This is a genomic window from Streptomyces sp. NPDC051020, assembly GCF_040683105.1.
Taxonomy (GTDB): domain Bacteria; phylum Actinomycetota; class Actinomycetes; order Streptomycetales; family Streptomycetaceae; genus Streptomyces.
This window is the reverse complement of record NZ_JBFBCG010000005.1, coordinates 86,091-102,868: the sequence shown is the minus strand read 5'-3', so window position 1 is coordinate 102,868 and position 16,778 is coordinate 86,091. Positions and strand designations below refer to the sequence as shown.

Annotated in this window: 21 protein-coding genes and 1 pseudogene; 3 read left to right on the top strand and 19 right to left on the bottom strand. The window is 71.9% G+C overall.

Annotated features, from left to right (window positions below; translation table 11 throughout):
- Positions 1-154: 154 nt before the first annotated feature.
- Positions 155-520 (bottom strand): hypothetical protein, encoded by a 366-nt coding sequence (locus tag AB0N06_RS04820; RefSeq protein ID WP_366133277.1) that lies wholly within the window; start codon positions 518-520, stop codon positions 155-157.
- Between the two features lie 53 nt (positions 521-573).
- On the bottom strand, positions 574-1,239 hold the full coding sequence (locus AB0N06_RS04815) for a hypothetical protein (protein ID WP_366133276.1): 666 nt from the start codon (positions 1,237-1,239) through the stop codon (positions 574-576).
- A 125-nt stretch (positions 1,240-1,364) separates the two neighbouring features.
- On the opposite strand from AB0N06_RS04815, the gene AB0N06_RS04810 reads away from it, so the two are divergent.
- Both AB0N06_RS04810 and AB0N06_RS04805 read left to right on the top strand, forming a co-directional pair.
- Positions 1,365-2,423: an aldo/keto reductase gene (locus AB0N06_RS04810; RefSeq protein ID WP_366133275.1), complete on the top strand. Its 1,059-nt coding sequence runs from the start codon at positions 1,365-1,367 to the stop codon at positions 2,421-2,423.
- Positions 2,424-2,445: 22 nt separating this feature from the next.
- Positions 2,446-2,613: a hypothetical protein gene (locus AB0N06_RS04805; protein WP_366133274.1), complete on the top strand. Its 168-nt coding sequence runs from the start codon at positions 2,446-2,448 to the stop codon at positions 2,611-2,613.
- A 105-nt stretch (positions 2,614-2,718) separates the two neighbouring features.
- Here AB0N06_RS04805 and AB0N06_RS04800 read toward each other — a convergent pair whose 3' ends face one another.
- From AB0N06_RS04800 to tsaB, 9 genes and pseudogenes are all read right to left on the bottom strand, one after another.
- Positions 2,719-2,850 carry a hypothetical protein gene (locus AB0N06_RS04800; protein WP_366133273.1) on the bottom strand — a complete coding sequence of 44 codons (132 nt, stop codon included), beginning with the start codon at positions 2,848-2,850 and terminating at the stop codon, positions 2,719-2,721.
- Positions 2,851-3,105: 255 nt separating this feature from the next.
- Positions 3,106-3,570: a VOC family protein gene (locus tag AB0N06_RS04795; RefSeq protein WP_366133272.1), complete on the bottom strand. Its 465-nt coding sequence runs from the start codon at positions 3,568-3,570 to the stop codon at positions 3,106-3,108.
- A gap of 66 nt (positions 3,571-3,636) precedes the next feature.
- Positions 3,637-4,917, bottom strand: coding sequence for an RNA polymerase sigma factor (locus AB0N06_RS04790; protein ID WP_366133271.1), 1,281 nt, complete (start codon positions 4,915-4,917; stop codon positions 3,637-3,639).
- 235 nt (positions 4,918-5,152) lie between these two features.
- Positions 5,153-5,509: a YciI family protein gene (locus tag AB0N06_RS04785; protein WP_366133270.1), complete on the bottom strand. Its 357-nt coding sequence runs from the start codon at positions 5,507-5,509 to the stop codon at positions 5,153-5,155.
- Between the two features lie 124 nt (positions 5,510-5,633).
- A pseudogene (locus tag AB0N06_RS04780) lies at positions 5,634-5,735 on the bottom strand (LytR family transcriptional regulator); the annotation flags it as partial.
- The gene (locus AB0N06_RS04775; protein ID WP_366133269.1) at positions 5,732-6,022 is read right to left on the bottom strand and encodes a hypothetical protein; all 291 of its coding nucleotides are present in this window, start codon (positions 6,020-6,022) and stop codon (positions 5,732-5,734) included. The pseudogene AB0N06_RS04780 and the gene AB0N06_RS04775, both read right to left, overlap by 4 nt.
- The gene (gene tsaD, locus AB0N06_RS04770; RefSeq protein ID WP_366133268.1) at positions 6,019-7,116 is read right to left on the bottom strand and encodes a tRNA (adenosine(37)-N6)-threonylcarbamoyltransferase complex transferase subunit TsaD; all 1,098 of its coding nucleotides are present in this window, start codon (positions 7,114-7,116) and stop codon (positions 6,019-6,021) included. Before tsaD ends, AB0N06_RS04775 begins: the two co-directional genes overlap by 4 nt.
- Positions 7,116-7,631 (bottom strand): ribosomal protein S18-alanine N-acetyltransferase, encoded by a 516-nt coding sequence (gene rimI, locus AB0N06_RS04765; RefSeq protein ID WP_345515005.1) that lies wholly within the window; start codon positions 7,629-7,631, stop codon positions 7,116-7,118. Before rimI ends, tsaD begins: the two co-directional genes overlap by 1 nt.
- Positions 7,628-8,290 carry a tRNA (adenosine(37)-N6)-threonylcarbamoyltransferase complex dimerization subunit type 1 TsaB gene (gene tsaB / locus AB0N06_RS04760; RefSeq protein WP_366133267.1) on the bottom strand — a complete coding sequence of 221 codons (663 nt, stop codon included), beginning with the start codon at positions 8,288-8,290 and terminating at the stop codon, positions 7,628-7,630. Before tsaB ends, rimI begins: the two co-directional genes overlap by 4 nt.
- Positions 8,291-8,440: 150 nt before the next feature.
- Between tsaB and AB0N06_RS04755 the strand changes: the two genes are divergently transcribed.
- Positions 8,441-9,004 (top strand): hypothetical protein, encoded by a 564-nt coding sequence (locus AB0N06_RS04755; protein ID WP_366133266.1) that lies wholly within the window; start codon positions 8,441-8,443, stop codon positions 9,002-9,004.
- 26 nt (positions 9,005-9,030) lie between these two features.
- On the opposite strand, the gene AB0N06_RS04750 is transcribed toward AB0N06_RS04755, so the two are convergent.
- From AB0N06_RS04750 to glmS, 8 genes are all read right to left on the bottom strand, one after another.
- Positions 9,031-9,231 (bottom strand): hypothetical protein, encoded by a 201-nt coding sequence (locus tag AB0N06_RS04750; RefSeq protein ID WP_366133265.1) that lies wholly within the window; start codon positions 9,229-9,231, stop codon positions 9,031-9,033.
- 130 nt (positions 9,232-9,361) lie between these two features.
- Entirely contained in the window at positions 9,362-9,919 is a 558-nt protein-coding gene (tsaE, locus tag AB0N06_RS04745) for a tRNA (adenosine(37)-N6)-threonylcarbamoyltransferase complex ATPase subunit type 1 TsaE (protein ID WP_366133264.1), read from the bottom strand.
- Positions 9,888-11,150 carry an alpha/beta hydrolase gene (locus AB0N06_RS04740; protein ID WP_366133263.1) on the bottom strand — a complete coding sequence of 421 codons (1,263 nt, stop codon included), beginning with the start codon at positions 11,148-11,150 and terminating at the stop codon, positions 9,888-9,890. The genes tsaE and AB0N06_RS04740 overlap by 32 nt, the downstream gene beginning before the upstream one ends.
- Before the next feature lie 64 nt (positions 11,151-11,214).
- Positions 11,215-12,372 carry an alanine racemase gene (gene alr, locus AB0N06_RS04735; RefSeq protein ID WP_366133262.1) on the bottom strand — a complete coding sequence of 386 codons (1,158 nt, stop codon included), beginning with the start codon at positions 12,370-12,372 and terminating at the stop codon, positions 11,215-11,217.
- A 165-nt stretch (positions 12,373-12,537) separates the two neighbouring features.
- Complete coding sequence (locus AB0N06_RS04730; protein ID WP_366133261.1) at positions 12,538-12,921, bottom strand: DUF488 family protein; 384 nt, start codon at positions 12,919-12,921, stop codon at positions 12,538-12,540.
- Between the two features lie 58 nt (positions 12,922-12,979).
- Entirely contained in the window at positions 12,980-14,440 is a 1,461-nt protein-coding gene (locus tag AB0N06_RS04725) for an NAD(P)H-hydrate dehydratase (RefSeq protein ID WP_366133260.1), read from the bottom strand.
- Between the two features lie 4 nt (positions 14,441-14,444).
- Positions 14,445-14,813, bottom strand: a complete 369-nt coding sequence (locus tag AB0N06_RS04720; RefSeq protein WP_358861589.1) for a holo-ACP synthase — start codon at positions 14,811-14,813, stop codon at positions 14,445-14,447.
- Positions 14,814-14,837: 24 nt separating this feature from the next.
- Entirely contained in the window at positions 14,838-16,685 is a 1,848-nt protein-coding gene (gene glmS / locus AB0N06_RS04715) for a glutamine--fructose-6-phosphate transaminase (isomerizing) (RefSeq protein ID WP_366133259.1), read from the bottom strand.
- Positions 16,686-16,778: the final 93 nt, after the last annotated feature.

Sequence of the window (16,778 nt, the reverse complement as noted above, 5' to 3'; positions counted from 1 at the left end):
CCCCGCTCCTTCCCCCACCCCCCATGTGCCGGCGGTCTTAGACCGACCAGCACATGGGGGTGGATCAGCGTGCGGCGTCGCGCGGCTTCGACGACAACGCCGCAAGCGCAGTCGCAGGGCGTCGGGAGCCCACTCCCTGTCGCGGGGGAGGCCGTCAGGCCAGGTCGGTCAGGTCGTCCGCGTACACCTGGGAGAGCGGCTGCGGGCCCACGTACTGCTGGCAGTTGCACTGCCCGGCTTCGAAGCGGACCGGCTTCTTGCTCTCGTCCCAGGCCGTCGGCACCTCGACCCGCTCATGGCACCTGCCCTGCTTGTCATGCTTCGCAAGGTGGTGCGTGCAGCCGCAGACCGGCTCCGGCGGCCGGTTCGCCGCCTCGACGGCCAGGCGTTCCTGTTTGCCCGCCTCCAGCAGTTCCAGCTTGCGGGTGTGCCGGTTGCGCAGCGCCGTACGGACGTTGTCGACCGCCCATCCGAAGCCGCCGGTCCAGAAGATGATGAGCACCCACCAGTACCACTCCATGTGACACCCTCCCCCTGAGCGGATCCTGTTGCGCGGCCAGGATAGAGGCGATTTCAGCGGTGAGCACCGCCGCCGACGGAGAACAGCGGCTCGGGCCCGGGCGCCCCGACGAGCACCCTCAGCACCCAACGGCGGTGCGCGAACGCCTTGGTGACGCCGATCAGACCGAGCAGCCAGCCGATCATCCCGAGTCCCATGACGAGGGCGACCGCACCGTAGGTGTCCTCGGGCGCCTCCGCATTCGCCGGGACGGCCACGCAGGCGTACAGCCCGACCGCGCACAGCGCGAACGACGGCAGCATCCAGGCGAAGCTCGCACCGGGGGCCCGCAGCCGCTTGTCGCCGTCCGGATCGCGGTCCAACTCGCCCCAGGCGTAGAGCAGTCGGCGGATCTGCCGGTCGCGGCGCAGGCCGACGACGACGAAGACCACCGACGGCACGACACAGCAGGCGCCCAGGGTGGCGAGGACGACGCCGAGGACGGCACTGACGATGTCGTACGACTCCTCGAACGTGAGGATCGCGGTCCCCACCAGCGACCAGCCGAGCGCGCACAGGACGCCCCACAGCCACAGCAGCACCAGCCGGCCGCGCCCCACATGCAGGGTGACCAGCTCGCCGAGGACGACCGCCCGGTCGGCGAGCAGGGCTCCCCTGTCGGGCCAGGAACGTATCTCGACGGGCGGAGGGGGCGGCGGCAGCAGTGTGCGGCGGGGCATGGGCCCGACCCTACCGACCGGGTGCGGGCACGGTTCGGCGTGGCTTGCGTTGAAGCGCGCTCCGGCTCGTAACGTCCGAATGCGACCGGCTGACCGGAAGCACGCACGTACCGAGGGAGAACATTGTGCAGTACACGCTGTTCGGCCGGACCGGCCTGCGGGTGAGCGAGCTGAGCCTCGGCGCCATGACCATCGGCGAGGACTGGGGGTGGGGTGCGGACACGGAGACCAGCGCCCGGATCGTCGACGCGTACGCGGACGAGGGCGGCAACTTGATCGACACCGCCAACAACTACACCAACGGCAGCTCGGAGACGATCCTCGGCGAGCTGCTCCAAGGCCGCCGGGACCGGTTCGTCCTCGCCACGAAGTACAGCTGCGCCACCCGCACCGGCGATGTGAACGCGGCGGGCAACCACCGGAAGAACCTGGTCCAGTCGGTGGAGGCGAGCCTCGCCCGGCTGCGTACCGACCGCATCGACGTGCTGTGGGTGCACGCACGGGACAACTTCACCCCGGTCGAGGAGGTCATGCGCGCCCTCGACGACCTCGTACGGTCCGGCAAGGTGCTCTATCTCGGGGTGTCGGACTGGGCGGCGTGGGAGATCGCACAGGCGAACACCATGGCCGAGCTGCGGGGCTGGACCTCGTTCACCGGTTCGCAACTGCGGTACAACCTGCTGGAGCGCACCCCGGAACGCGAACTGCTGCCGCAGGCCCGCGCCTTCGACCAGGCCGTGCTGGCGTGGAGCCCGCTCGCCGCAGGCAAGCTCACCGGGAAGTACCGTCGCGGCGAAACGGGCCGGCTGGACTCGCCCGCCTTCGACAACCGGGCCGATCGCCGGGAGGAGGAGGTCCTCACCGCGGTGCTGGAGGTCGCCGAACAGGGCGGCTGGAGCCCGGCGCAGGTGTCGCTGGCGTGGCTGCGCGGACGGCCCGGGAACATCATCCCGATCATCGCCGCCACCAGGGTGAGCCAGCTCGTCGACAATCTCGCCGCTGTCGATGTCGCACTCGACGCCGACGCGGTGCACCAGCTCGATATGGCCAGCGAGGTGCCGCTCGGATTCCCGCACGACTTCCTGCGGGAGCCGGGGGTCACGAGGAACGTGTACGGGGACCTCTGGGCGGACATCACGGACCGGCGCTCGACCTACCGCCGGACGGCGAGCGAGATCCGCTAGCGGCGCTCCGTAGGCTGTCCGGATGATCGCGATACCGGCGAACTTCGAGCGGACCACGGTCGGCCGGGAAGGCGCACGCGGCCGGGCCTGGCTGGACCGCGACCGGGTGCGCCGCTGGGCGCAGGCGCGTGCGGTGACGGCGCGCACTGGGGGCGGCTGTACCGGGACCCGGAGTGGCAGATCGCCGTGACCGACGGGATCGCGACGGCGCTGGTCCGATGAGGTGAGGCCGGAGCCATGTACGGGACGGGCGGGGCCGGTGGCGACGGGGTTCCCGCCCGTTCCGTCCGGTCTCTCAGCTGTCCGACCGGCCGTCCGGGTACTCGCTGTAGCCGTCGAACCCGGCGTCCGCGCTGTCGTACTCGGAGTCGTCGGCGCCGTCGCCGCCCGCCCCCGACTCGGGGCTGTAGTCGTACTGGTCGGACATGATGGCTCCTCTCGCGACGGGCGCCCGATGCGCCCCGGTCACGCGGTCAACGAGGCTGCCGGACCGGCCGATGCGCCCGCGCGACCCGGGCCACCTCAGTGGCGTACAGCCCGATCGGCCGGTTGACCGATTCCCGCCCACGGCCCGTCAGTTGCCGATCACCAGGGCGGCTTTGAAGCACGTCTCGCACACCCGGCCCACCGGGCCCCCGGTCCGCATCGGCCGGGAGCCGCCGGCCGGGCTGCACGGACGCCGTCAGGCGTTGCGCAGCGCCTCGATGTCGAGCTTCTTCATGCCGAGCATGGCCTTCATGGCCCGGTCCGCCTTGGCCGGGTCAGGGTGGGAGAGCGCCTCGGACAGCCCGCGCGGGACGATCTGCCAGGACAGCCCGTACTTGTCCTTGAGCCAGCCGCACTGGCTCTCCTCGCCGCCGTCGGTGAGCCTGGCCCACAGCTCGTCGACCTCCGCCTGCGTCTCGCAGTCGACTGCGAGCGAGATCGCCTCGGTGAAGGAGAACTGCGGACCCCCGTTGAGCGCCACGTACTCCTGGCCGGCCAGCCGGAAGTCGACGGTCATGACGGCGCCCGGCTCGCCGGGCGACGACTCGGTGTAGTGCGACACACCGAGCACCTTCGAGTCGCCCCCGAAGACGGAGACGTAGAAGTTCGCGGCCTCCTCGGCCTGGCTGTCGAACCACAGGAAGGTCTTGATCTTCTGCATGGCCTGCTCCTCGGCTGTTCGTACGGGCGTTGGCTGTGCAAGGTAGACCGGTCGGGCCGCGGAAACTCATCGCGCCGCGCCGGATTCCTTCTCCGCCCGGGCCAGCAGCAGCGCCCGCTCGCGCGCGTTACGGGTCAGGTCCGCCGCCCGCAGGAACTCCGTCCGTGCCTCGTCCGTGCGCCCCAGCCGCGCCAGCAGATCGCCGCGCACGCTCGGCAGCAGGTGGTACGCCCTCAGCGCCGGGTCCCCGGCCAGGGCGTCGACCAGCGCGAGCCCCGCCTCCGGCCCCTGCGCCATCGAGACGGCGACCGCCCGGTTCAGCTCGACGACCGGCGACGGGGCCGCCTTCAGCAGCAGCCCGTAGAGCGTGGCGATGACCGTCCAGTCCGTCTCCTCGTACGTCACCGCGTGGGCGTGGCACGCGGCGATCGCGGCCTGCAGGGCGTAGGGGCCCGGTGCGTCGCCCGCCGCGTTCGCCCGCTCCAGGGCCGCGTATCCGCGCCGGATCAGCAGCCGGTCCCAGCGGGACCGGTTCTGGTCGGCGAGCAGCACGGGCGCACCGTCCGGCCCGGTCCTGGCCGCGATGCGGGACGCCTGGAGTTCCAACAGGGCCACCAGGCCGTGCACTTCGGGTTCCTTGTCCATCAGTCCGGCCAGCACCCGGGCCAGCCGCAGCGCGTCCTCGCAGAGCGCCGGGCGCAGCCAGTCGTCGCCTGCGGTGGCCGAGTAGCCCTCATTGAAGATCAGATAGATGACTTCGAGGACGGAGACGAGCCGGGCCGCGCGCTCGAGGCCGTACGGCACTTCGAAGGGGACGCCCGCCCGGCCCAGGGTGCGTTTCGCACGGACGATGCGCTGGGCGACGGTCGGCTCGGACGCCAGGAAGGCCCGGGCGATCTCGTCGGTGGTGAGTCCGCCGAGCAGCCGCAGGGTGAGCGCGATCCGGGCCTCGGTCGACAGCACGGGGTGGCAGGCGGTGAAGATCAGCCGCAGCAGGTCGTCGTCGATGCGGTGGGGGTCCTCGATGCTGTCGAAGTCTCCCGGCTCGGGCGGCGGCACGTCCTGCAGGCTCCGCCCGACCTCGGCCAGCTTCCGCGCGTACGTCTCCTTGCGGCGTACGAGGTCGATCGCGCGGTGCTTGGCCGTGGCCATGAGCCAGGCGCCCGGTCTGTCCGGGACACCCGACTCCGGCCACTGTTCCAGCGCGGCGACCAGAGCGTCCTGCGCGAGCTCCTCGGCGATGCCGACGTCCCGCACGATGCGGGCGACACCGGCGATGATCCGCGCGGACTCGATCCTGAATACCGCCTCGACCGCCTGCGTGGCTCTTGCTTCCGTCACGGCCACCCATCAGAGCAGCCGTACCGGGACGCAGCAAGCGCGAAAGGCACCGGTGCCCCTCCCGGCAGGCTCTGCCCCGTCGCGCCGCCCGGCACGCCCGCTCGCCGCGTTGGCCACAAGTCCTGCCAGTTCCTTCCCCAAGCTCTCAGCTTCGTTCAAGCAGGGGAGGCCCCACCCAAGGACGTCGGGCCTCCTTGCGATCGCACGCACTGGACGACCCTCCCCATGGGCGAAACACGCCCTAGCTCTCGGCGATCTCGCGGACCTCGGAGGTGACGGTCCAGTTCTTCGGGTGGATCTCCAGGAACCGCTTGGTCCACTCCAGCGCCTCGGCCATGTCCTTGCACTGGGTGATGGCGTAGCCGCCGACGACTTCCTTCGTCTCGGTGAAGGGCCCGTCGGTGTAGCTCAGCTTGCCGTCCTCCCAGGTGACCCGGGTCCCCTGCGAGGTGGGGGTGAGCCCGGCGGTCTCCAGCATGACCCCGGCCTTGGTGATCTCCTCGAACAGCGCACCCATGCGCGCCTCGAAGTCGGGGTCGGGGGCCTCGGAGGCGAGGTTCTGCTCATCGATGCGGACCATCGACAGGAAGCGCGGCATGGTGACTCCTCGGTGCAGAAGGGCGGGGGCTTTCCCTGCCTCTCACCCTTGCGTCGAACGGGACACGCCGCAATCGACACACTCCCCCGAAGAAATTGAAGAAACTTCCGGGAGACTTTCCGGGCTACCGCAGGGACGCCCACAGCGTGCTCGCGGCCGGTTCCTGCGCCACCACCCGGCTGGGGTCGGACGGGGCGGTGACGACAGGCATGGAGACCGTCTTCAGCCCACGCGAGAGGATGTTCCGCCGGTGGAGCCGCCGGCCACCTCGAACCGCCATCGGTGCACCGCCCGGGTGATCAACTCGGCTGCGGGTTCGGGCAGCTCGGGCAGCTCGGCGCCGTATGCCGCCTCCCACCAGGTGATGACGAGCACCCGGTCCTGCGGGGCGCGCAGCAGCTCGTACCGCAGCGGCTCGTCCGCCAGTTCACCGGTGCGCGCCCGCGCCCACTCCAGCAGTTCGGCGCCCCGGCCGTCCACGGCCCGGGCCTCCCACATGAGGGCGACGGTCATGAGTAGAGGTTGTCCTTGCTGATCTCGTGCACATGGTCGTGGTCGTGCGCGCTGCCCGGCACATGCGTGTCCGTCACCGGGAGCGACGAGTCCGCCGACAGTTCCAGATCGGACGCGGGACGGTTGCGCGCCACCATCTCGGCGCCCAGCGCCGCGACCATCGCCCCGTTGTCCGTGCACAGTCCGGGCCGCGGCACCCGCAGCCGGATGCCGGCCCGCTCGCAGCGCTCCTCGGCGAGCGCCCGCAGCCGCGAGTTGGCCGCGACGCCGCCGCCGATCATCAGGTGGTCGACACCCTCGTCCTTGCAGGCCCGAACGGCCTTCCGGGTGAGCACATCGACGACGGCCTCCTGGAAGGACGCCGCCACGTCCCGTACCGGCACCTCCTCGCCCGCGGCCTGCTTCGCCTCGATCCAGCGGGCGACGGACGTCTTCAGACCGGAGAAGGAGAAGTCGTACGCGGGGTCGCGCGAGCCGCTCAGTCCGCGCGGGAACGCGATCGCCTTCGGATCGCCCTCCTTCGCCAGCCGGTCGATGACCGGGCCGCCGGGGAAGCCGAGGTTCAGCACCCGGGCGATCTTGTCGAACGCCTCGCCCGCCGCGTCGTCGATGGTCGCGCCCAGCGGCCGTACGTCGTTGGTGATGTCCGGCGCGAGCAGCAGCGAGGAGTGGCCGCCGCTGACCAGCAGCGCCATCGTCGGTTCGGGCAGCGGGCCGTGCTCCAGCTGGTCGACACAGATGTGCGAGGCGAGGTGGTTCACCCCGTACAGCGGCTTGTTCAGGGCGTACGCGTACGCCTTCGCCGCCGAGACGCCGACGAGCAGCGCGCCCGCCAGCCCGGGACCGGCGGTGACGGCGATGCCGTCGAGGTCGCGGGCACTGATGCCCGCGTCCTTCAGGGCGCGTTCGATGGTGGGGACCATCGACTCCAGGTGCGCGCGGGAAGCGATCTCCGGGACGACGCCGCCGAAGCGGGCGTGGGTGTCGACGCTGGACGCGACGGCGTCCGCGAGCAGTGTCGTACCGCGGACGATGCCGACGCCGGTCTCGTCGCAGGAGGTCTCGATACCGAGTACGAGCGGTTCGTCAGCCATCAGTCAGTCCCAGTTTCCTGTACGTGCTCTGGTGCGGGTTCTTGTACGTGGAGACGCATGACGAGTGCGTCGATGTTGCCCGGCTGGTAGTAGCCGCGGCGGAAGCCGATCGGTTCGAAGCCGAAGCGTTCGTACAGCTTCTGCGCACGGGTGTTGTCGACCCGGACTTCGAGGAGCACCTCCGCGCACTCGAAGGCCGTGGCGTGCTTCAGCAGATCGGTGAGGAGTTCGGAGCCCAGCCCGCCGCCCCAGTGGTCGCGGGTGACGCCGATCGTCTGGACGTCGGCGAGGTCACCGGCGGCGGCGAGTCCCGCATATCCGACGATACGTCCGGTGTCCGGGGCCTCGGCGACGACATAGCGGCGGGTGGCCTGCGGCCCGCGGGCGTGCGCCAGCTCGGACCAGAACATGCCGGCCGACCAGGCGTCCTCCGGGAACAGCTCGTGTTCGAGCTGCAGCACCGGATCGATGTCCCACCAGCGCATCTCACGCAGCACGGCAGTCGGGCTCGTCACTTCGGGGTGACCACCTTGTAGTTCTTCGGGACCTGGGCGTCGGGCCGGCGCAGATACAGCGGCTGCGGCGGCAGCAGCTCCGCTCCGGCGGCGAGCCGCTCGGCGGCCAGCGCCGCGAGCGCCCCGGCGCTGACGTGCTCGGGACCGCGGGCGTCCGGGAACGCGTCGGGGTAGAGCGCCGCGCCCGCCCCGACCACGGGGAGCCCGGCGAGCTGCTCGGCGATGTCGGCCGGCCGGTCGACGGCGGGTTCGCCGACGCGGGTACGGGGATCCTCGTACCGCGCCCAGTAGACCTCCTTGCGGCGGGCGTCCGTCGCCACGGCGAACGGGCCCTCCAGTCCGCCCTGCCCGGCGGCGTACGCGAGACCGTCCAGCGTGCACAGCCCGTGGACCGGCACGGAGAGCGCCGAGCCGAACGTCGCGGCCGTCACAAGACCGACCCGCAGACCGGTGTACGGGCCGGGGCCGACGCCCACGACCACACCGGTCACGGCGTCGAGTTTCACCCCGGCCTCGGCGAGGACCCGGTCGACGGCGGGCAGCAGCAGCTCCCCGTGCCTTCGGGCGTCGACCTGGCCCGACTCGGCGACGACGGTTTTCCCGTCGTGCAGGGCGACGGTGACGGCGGGGGTGGCGGTATCCACGGCGAGCAAGAGCACGCAAACAGCCTACGGCTCCGCCGACGGCTCCATGGCGCCCCGTACGGCATCCCGCTCCCACCGGCCCCTGCTGCTACCGTCACCGGGTAGACGCGGGTACGACGTAAACGCTTGTACGACATACGTACGTCGGCGAAAGGGGCACGCACGGTGGCAAGGGGCAGCTCGGGAATCGTGGCCGGGCTCACCGCGGCGGCCATTGCCGCGGTCGGCTTCCTGGCCTACCAGGCATCGGCGAACGCCCCCGACTCCGTCGCCGTCCCCAAGCCGGGGGCGTCCAGCAGCGCCCCCGCCGTCCGCCACGACAAGCCGAAGGACAAAAAGCGTCCGGCCGCGCTTCCCGCCGAATCCGGGACCGGGGCGCGAGTGGTGTACGCACTGGGCGACCGGCGCGTGTGGCTGGTCGACGCGCAGGGAAAGGTGACCCGGACCTTCGCCGTCATGCCGAGTGCCCTGAGCCCGCGGCCCGGGACCTACAAGGTGGGTTCGCGCTCGGGCTCGATCAAGGGCTCGGACGGCGTGCTGATCGAGCACGTGGTGCGGTTCGCGATGGCCGACGGGGATGTGCCCGTGGGGTTCAGCGCGGCGCAGGACGGCTCGATGGAGAGCCCGGACCCGAAGCTGAAGACCGGCGGGGTACGGATGAAGCGCGCGGACGGCGACGCGATGTGGGCGTTCGCGACGGTCGGCGCCACGGTGGTCGTCGTCCCGTAAGGCCACCGGGGTCCACACGAAAGACCTCAGGCGGCGTCGCGCTCCCCGTCACATCCCTGGGGCCCCTGCTGCTCCCCGGGCTCGTGCCGCTCCTGGCACTCCTGCCGTTCCTCCGACGGCGGCGTCGAGACCGCGGTCGCCGCGGCGCAGGCCGCCAGCAGATCCTTCATCGACACCGCGGACGTCTCTGGCGGCTGCGGCTGCTCTTCACGCTCGGGCGTCGGCATGGATGCCTCCTGGGCTCCGGTGGAAGGCGTGGTTAGGCAGACCTAACCAGCTCTCGGCATCCATGTGACCACGCCCGGCCCGCCCCGCGCAACAATTTGCCGACAGCCTGTCGGAAACGTGTCGGTGCTCTCAGCGGCCGGCTTCCAGCGCCGCCTCCAGTCCTGACCAGCGCTCCCCGATCCCGACCAGCGTGACCGAGCGCCGTTCGTCGTCCGTGTCACCGACCGCGCGGTGGATCACCACCTGCAGCCGGTCGTCCGAGAGGTCCTCGACCTTGCCGTCGCCCCACTCCACGACCACCACCGACTCGGGCAGCGACACATCGAGGTCCAGGTCCTCCATCTCGTCGAGGCCGCCGCCCAGCCGGTAGGCGTCGACATGGACGAGCGCCGGACCCCCGCTCAGGGACGGGTGGACGCGGGCGATCACAAAGGTGGGAGAGGTGACGGCGCCTCGCACCCCGAGGCCCTCGCCGAGCCCCCGGGTCAGTGTCGTCTTTCCGGCGCCGAGCTCGCCGCTGAGCATCACGAGGTCGCCGGGGCGCAGCAGACCGGCGAGACGGCGGCCCAGCGCCTGCATCTGTTCGGCGGACGTGACATCGAAACGGGCGATGACGTGGGCCTGTGCGGTCATGGCCGCCGGGGTGTGCGCGGTTTCAGCTGCCGGGCTGTTGTGCGGTGCTTCCATGCCCGCCAACGTTAGCCGCTGCCGGTACGGCTCCGATCCGTACCAGCAGGTCCGCCAGCCGGTCGGTCACCGTCTCCGGGTGCTCCAGCATCACCAGATGCCCGCCGTCCGGCACGATGACAAGCTCCGCGTCCGGCAAGTGGTCGGCGATCGCCTCGCTGTGCGAACTGGGTGTCACCAGGTCCTTGTCGCCCGCCAGGATCAGCACCGGCACGTCCCGGAACGCGGGCAGCGCCGTGCTCTTGTCGTGCTCGGTGAAGGCCGGGTAGAACTCCGCGACCACGTCGATCGGTGTGGACTCGATGAGCCGCTCGGCGAACCGCTCGACCGCCGGGTCCACGTCCCGCGAGCCGAACGAGTACCGCTTGATGAGTCCGGCGAAGAGATCGGCGGTCGCCCGCCGCCCCCGCTCCACCAGCTCCGCCTGCGAGCCGAGCGCCTTCAGCACCCCGGGCAGCACCCGCCGCACGGCGTTCACACCCGCGACCGGCAGCCCGAAACTGACCTCGCCGAGCTTCCCGCTCGACGTACCCACGAAGGCGACGGCGGCGACCCGGTCCCGGATCAGCTGCGGGTACTGCTCGGCGAGCGCCATGATCGTCATGCCGCCCATCGAGTGCCCGACCAGTACCAGCCGCCCCTCGGGGGCCGCCGCGTCGATGACGGCCTTCAGATCGCGGCCGAGCTGGTCGATCCCGACCGTCACGCCCTGCGCCTGGGCCCGGCCGCGCTCGGACCTGCCGTGGCTGCGCTGGTCCCAGTGCACGGTGCGCACCAGGCCACGCAGCGCCGCCCGCTGGAAGTGCCAGGAGTCCTGGCTGAGGCAGTAGCCGTGGCTGAAGACGACGGTGACGGGCCCGGGGACCTTGCGGCCGAAGAGCCGGCGTCTGCGCGGTCCGGTACCGGCGGGCCCGGAGCCCGCACCCGGGCCGGTGCCCGCGCCCGTACCGCCGTCGGGTTCGACCTCGTCGGTCTCGTAGTACAGCTCGGTGCCGTCGTCGGCGGCGGCCCGGCCGGGCATGCCGCGCAGCGAGCCGTACGGCCCCGAGGCGTCCAGCGCCAGCCTGGCCCGCCTGCGCATGCCCCGGCCGACGGTCATCCGCTCGACCGCGACACCGGCCGCCGCACCGGCGGCGATCACGCCTATGGCGGCTCCGGCGATGCCCGCTCGGCGCCAGCCGACCGCCGAAGCGGCCGTCGCCACCGCGTCCCCCGCGCTGATCTCGCTCACCGTGCCGTGCTCCTCGTCGGTCGTTGTCCGTCAGGTCAGATCAGGACGTGCAGGACAGAGCGGATCAGAGAGAACCGGTCGGGATCTCGTTCAGATAGACGCGCGGCACGCGGCCGCTGATGCGGGTGACGATCTCGTACGCGATCGTGCCGGCCGCCTCCGCCCAGTCCTCGGCGCTCGGCTCGCCCCGGTCCCCGGGGCCGAAGAGCACCGCGTCGCTGCCCACCTCGACGGTGTCCCCGTCCAGATCGACGACGAACTGGTCCATGGCCACCCGGCCCGCGACCCGCCGCCGGACGCCGCCGACCAGGACCGGGCCGCGCCCGGAGGCCTGGCGCGGAATCCCGTCCGCGTAGCCGAGCGGGATCAGGCCGAGTGTCGTCTCGGCGGAGGTCGTGTAGTGGTGCCCGTAGCTGATGCCGTGCCCGGCCGGCACCTGCTTGACCAGGGCGACCGACGCGGCGAGCGTCATCACGGGGCGCAGCCCGAAGTCGGCCGGGGTGCCCAGCTCCGGGCTGGGTGAGATGCCGTACATGGCGATGCCGGTCCGCACGAGGTCGAAGTGCGACTCGGGGATCGTCAGCGTCGCCGGGGAGTTGGCCATGTGCCGCACCTCGGGTTCGACGCCCGCCTTCTCCGCGTGCGCGACCATGTCGCGGTACACCGCCAGCTGGGCGGCGATCGACGGATGGCCGGGCTCGTCGGCACAGGCGAAGTGCGACCAGAGGCCGGTGACCTTCACCGTGCCCTCGCTCTCGGCGGTGCGGGCGGCGGAGACCAGTTCGGGCCAGTCGGCGGGCTGGCAGCCGTTGCGCCCCAGTCCGGTGTCGGCCTTGAGCTGGATGCGGGCCGGCCGTCCGGCCTCCCGGGCCGCGGCGACGACCTCGCGCAGCGCCCACATGCCGCTGACCGACACATCGATGTCGGCCTCGATCGCCTCGCGCCAGGGGCCGCCGGGTGTCCACAGCCAGCACATCACCCGGCCGCCGAGCCCGGCGGCGCGCAGGGCGAGCGCCTCGTGCGGGGTCGCGGTGCCGAGCCAGGTCGCCCCGGCTTCGAGCGCGGCCCTGGCGCAGGGCACCGCTCCGTGCCCGTACGCATCGGATTTGACGACGGCCATGAGTTGCGCGCCGGCCGCACGGGCGCGCAGAACACGCACGTTGGCGCGCAGTGCGGCGAGGTCGATCTCGGCTCGGGCTCTCAAGGACGCGGTCTCGTTCATCGCGCCCAGTCTCTCAGAGGCGTACGCCAGGACCCTCAGGTGCCGGGTGCGGTCAGCGCCTTTCTTTCGGATCATGCCGGGCTCGCCGGCTCCGGTCCGGTCCGATCCGTACGTGCGGCCCGGGGTGCGTCATCGGTGGCGGCAGCGGTCGCGAGGCCGCTGATGTCACCGATGGCGCAGCTCATGTTCCACGTGGTCGACGAGGACCGGGACATGGCTGTGCGGGATGTCCTTCACCGCTGTGACGAGGGTCACCGGCCCGCCCGCGCGGACCAGCTCGACCAGCTCCCGCACCGCCGCCGTGTGGGCGGGGTCGGCGAGTTCGGCGCGGTAGCGGTCCACGAAGTCGTCGTACCGGGTGCCGCTGCGGTCCTCGTGGTACCAGGAGCGGAGTTCGTTCGACGGGGTGAGGTCCTTCAGCCACCGGTCGATCCGTGCCCGGTCCTTGGCGACGCCGCGGGGCCAGAGCCGGTCGACGAGGACGCGGGTCCCGTCACCGTCCTCCTGCGGGTCGTACACCCGGCGTACGCGTACGGAGTCGCTGCCCACCGTCGACCACTCCTCACCGGCTCTCCTCCGCGGTTCCGTCTCTGGTGCCCAGGATCTCTCAGGCCCGCACGTCACGCCACGCCGCGGGGACCGCGTCCGCGACGTCCTGGGCGGAGACCGGGCCGCCGTCCGAGGCGTGGCGGGCGGCGAGGCCGTGCAGGTAGGCGCCGGCGGAGGCGGCGTCGCGTGGGTCGAGACCCGCGGCCAGCAGGGAACCGGTCAGCCCGGAAAGGACGTCGCCGCTGCCCGCCGTGGCCAGCCAGGACGTGCCGGTCGGGTTGACCCGTACGGGAGCGTGTCCGGTGCCGTCGGCGACCAGGGTCGTCGACCCCTTGAGCAGCACGGTGGCGCGGTAGCGGGCGGCGAGTTCCCGGACGGCGGCGAGCCGCTCCGCCTCGACCTCCTCGCGCGGTACGCCGAGCAGCGCGGCGGCCTCCCCGGCGTGCGGGGTGAGCAGCGTCGGCGCGGTGCGCGACAGCACGACGGCGGCGTCGAGCAGCCGCAGCCCGTCCGCGTCGACAAGCACCGGAACCTCGGCGTCCAGCACATCGGCGACCGCCGAGACGGCGTCCGTACCGTCCCCGAGCCCGGGTCCGACGACCCATGCCTGCACCCGCCCCGCCTTCGACGGCGGGCCCGTGTGGACCAGGGTCTCCGGGTGCCGGGCGATCACGGCACCGGCGCCCGGACCGACGTACCGCACCGCGCCCGCACCGCCCCGCAGCGCCCCGCCCACGGCGAGCACCGCCGCGCCCGGATACCGCGCGGACCCGGCAACGATGCCGACGACACCACGCCGGTACTTGTCGCTCTCGCTGCCGGGGAGCGGCAGCAGCGCGGCGACATCGGCGTACTGCAGCGCCTCCAGATCGGGTACGGCGGGCAGCTCGTCGCCGAGCCCGATGTCGACGAGGTGCAGCGCACCCGCCAGGTCGGCGGCCGGGTCGATGAGCAGCCCCGGCTTGTACGTACCGAAGGTGACCGTCGCATCGGCCCGCACGGCGTCGCCGAGCACCTCCCCGGTGTCCGCCTCGATGCCGCTGGGCAGGTCGACGGCGAGGATCGGCGCCCCGGTCGCCTCGTAGGCGCGCACCAGCGCGGCCGCGTCCGGGCGCAGCCCGCCGCGCCCGCCGATGCCGGTGATGCCGTCGACCACCAGATCGACGCGGCCGATCTGGTCCGTGACCACCTGCGCCGCGTCCTGGGCCAGCCCGCCCGCCGCGCGGAGCGCCGCGACCCCGCCCTCGTGGGCGCGGCCCGGCGAGGTCAGCAGAGCGCGGACGCCCGCGCCGCGCCGGGCCAGCCGGGCGCCCGCGTACAGCGCGTCGCCGCCGTTGTCGCCGCTGCCGACGAGCAGGACGACCCGGGACCCGTACACGCGGCCATTGCGCCGCAGCAGATCGCCGCAGGCCACGGCGAGTCCCGCGGCGGCCCGCTGCATCAGGGCCCCCTCCGGCAGCCGTGCCATCAGGGCACGCTCGGCGGCCCGTACGGTCTTCACGCTGTACGCAGTTCGCATACGGTCAACCTTCCGCGATCACCACGGCCGACGCCACCCCCGCGTCATGGCTCAGCGAGACGTGCCAGTGCCGTACGCCCCGCTCGGCGGCGCAGGCGGCGACGCTGCCGCGGACCCGCAGCCGGGGCCGGCCGCTGTCCTCGACGTACACCTCGGCGTCCGTCCACAGCAGCCCGCCCGGCGCACCGAGCGCCTTCGCGACGGCTTCCTTGGCGGCGAACCTGGCGGCCAGCGAGGCGATACCGCGCCGCTCACCGCTGGGCAGCAGCAACTCCCGCTCCAGGAAGAGCCGCTGAGCCAGATGCGGCGTGCGCTCCAGCGCCTCGCCGAACCGCTCGATCTCCGCCACATCGATCCCGACCCCGATGATCACGCGCTCACTCACTCATTCTTCGACTCACTCGACGGTCACGGACTTCGCCAGATTGCGCGGCTGGTCCACCTCGTTGCCGCGGGCGGTGGCCAGTTCGCAGGCGAAGACCTGCAAGGGCACGGTTGCCACCAGCGGCTGAAGCAGCGTAGGCGCAGCGGGGATCCAGATCAGATGGTCGGCGTACGGAACGACCGCCTCGTCGCCCTCCTCGGCGATGACGATGGTGCGGGCGCCGCGGGCCCGGATCTCCTGGATGTTCGACACGATCTTTTCGTGGAGCACCGAACGCCCGCGCGGCGACGGCACCACCACGACGACCGGCAGATCGTCCTCGATCAGCGCGATCGGCCCGTGCTTGAGCTCGCCGGCGGCGAAGCCCTCGGCGTGCATGTAGGCGAGTTCCTTGAGCTTCAGCGCGCCTTCGAGGGCGACCGGATAACCGACGTGGCGCCCCAGGAAGAGGACGGTGTTCTTGCGCGCGAGCGAACGGGCCAGCGCGCGCACCGGCTCCATGGTCTCCAGGACCCGTTCGACCTGCCCGGGGACCTCGGAGAGCTGCCGGACGACGGTCCGGATCTCGTCGCCCCACTTCGTACCGCGGGTCTGACCGAGATAGAGGGCGACGAGGTAACAGGCGACGAGCTGCGTCAGAAACGCCTTGGTCGAGGCGACGGCGACCTCCGGCCCGGCGTGCGTGTACAGCACCGCGTCGGACTCACGCGGAATGGTCGATCCGTTCGTATTGCAGATGGCGAGGACCTTCGCCCCCTGCTCACGGGCGTGCCGCAGCGCCATCAGTGTGTCCATCGTCTCGCCGGACTGGGAGATCGCGATGACGAGGGTACGCTGGTCGAGGATCGGGTCGCGGTACCGGAACTCGCTGGCGAGCTCCGTCTCGCAGGGCAGCCTGGTCCAGTGCTCGATGGCGTACTTGGCGATCATCCCGGCGTGGTACGCGGTCCCGCAGGCCACGACGACGACCTTGTCGACCTCCCGGAGCACGCTCGGCGCGATGCGCACCTCGTCGAGGTGGAGCGAGCCCGAGCGGTCGATCCGCCCGAGGAGCGTGTCGGCCACGGCCTTCGGCTGCTCGGCGATCTCCTTGAGCATGAAGTAGTCGTAGCCGTCCTTCTCGGCGGCGGAGGCGTCCCAGTCCACGTGGTACCTACGGACCTCGGCGGGCTCCCCGTCGAAGTCGGTGACCGTGACGGACTCCCGGCGCAGCTCGACGACCTGATCCTGCCCCAGCTCGATCGCTGACCGGGTGTGCGCGATGAACGCGGCCACGTCGGAGGCCAGGAACGCCTCGCCATCCCCCACCCCGACCACGAGCGGTGAGTTCCGCCGGGCTCCCACCACCACATCCGGCTCATCGGCATGCACGGCGACCAGGGTGAACGCCCCTTCGAGCTGCCGGCAGACCTGTCGCATCGCCTCTGCCGGGTCACCGGTCGACGAGTACGCCTCGGCGAGCAGATGGGCGACGACCTCGGTGTCGGTCTCGGACGCCAGATCATGCCCGCGCTCGGCGAGTTCGGCGCGCAGCCCGGCGAAGTTCTCGATGATTCCGTTGTGCACGACGGCGACGCGGCCCGCGTTGTCGAGGTGCGGGTGGGCGTTGGCATCGGTGGGCCCGCCGTGGGTGGCCCACCGGGTGTGCCCGATCGCGGTGGTCCCGGCCGGAAGAGGCTGTTCGACCAGTGCCTTCTCCAGATTGACGAGCTTGCCGGCCTTCTTCATGGAGGCCAGCCCGCCGTCCGCGAGAACGGCGACACCCGCGGAGTCGTACCCGCGGTATTCGAGGCGCTTCAGCCCAGCGACGACAACATCAAGCGCGGACTGCCCACCGACATAGCCGACGATTCCACACATAACGATCCTTTCGTGGTCGCCCTCCCCTCGCTTGGCATCGTCGCAGAAGGGGCGCGGGGCGGCTGGGATCATTCGTCGGTGGAGTCGTCGCGA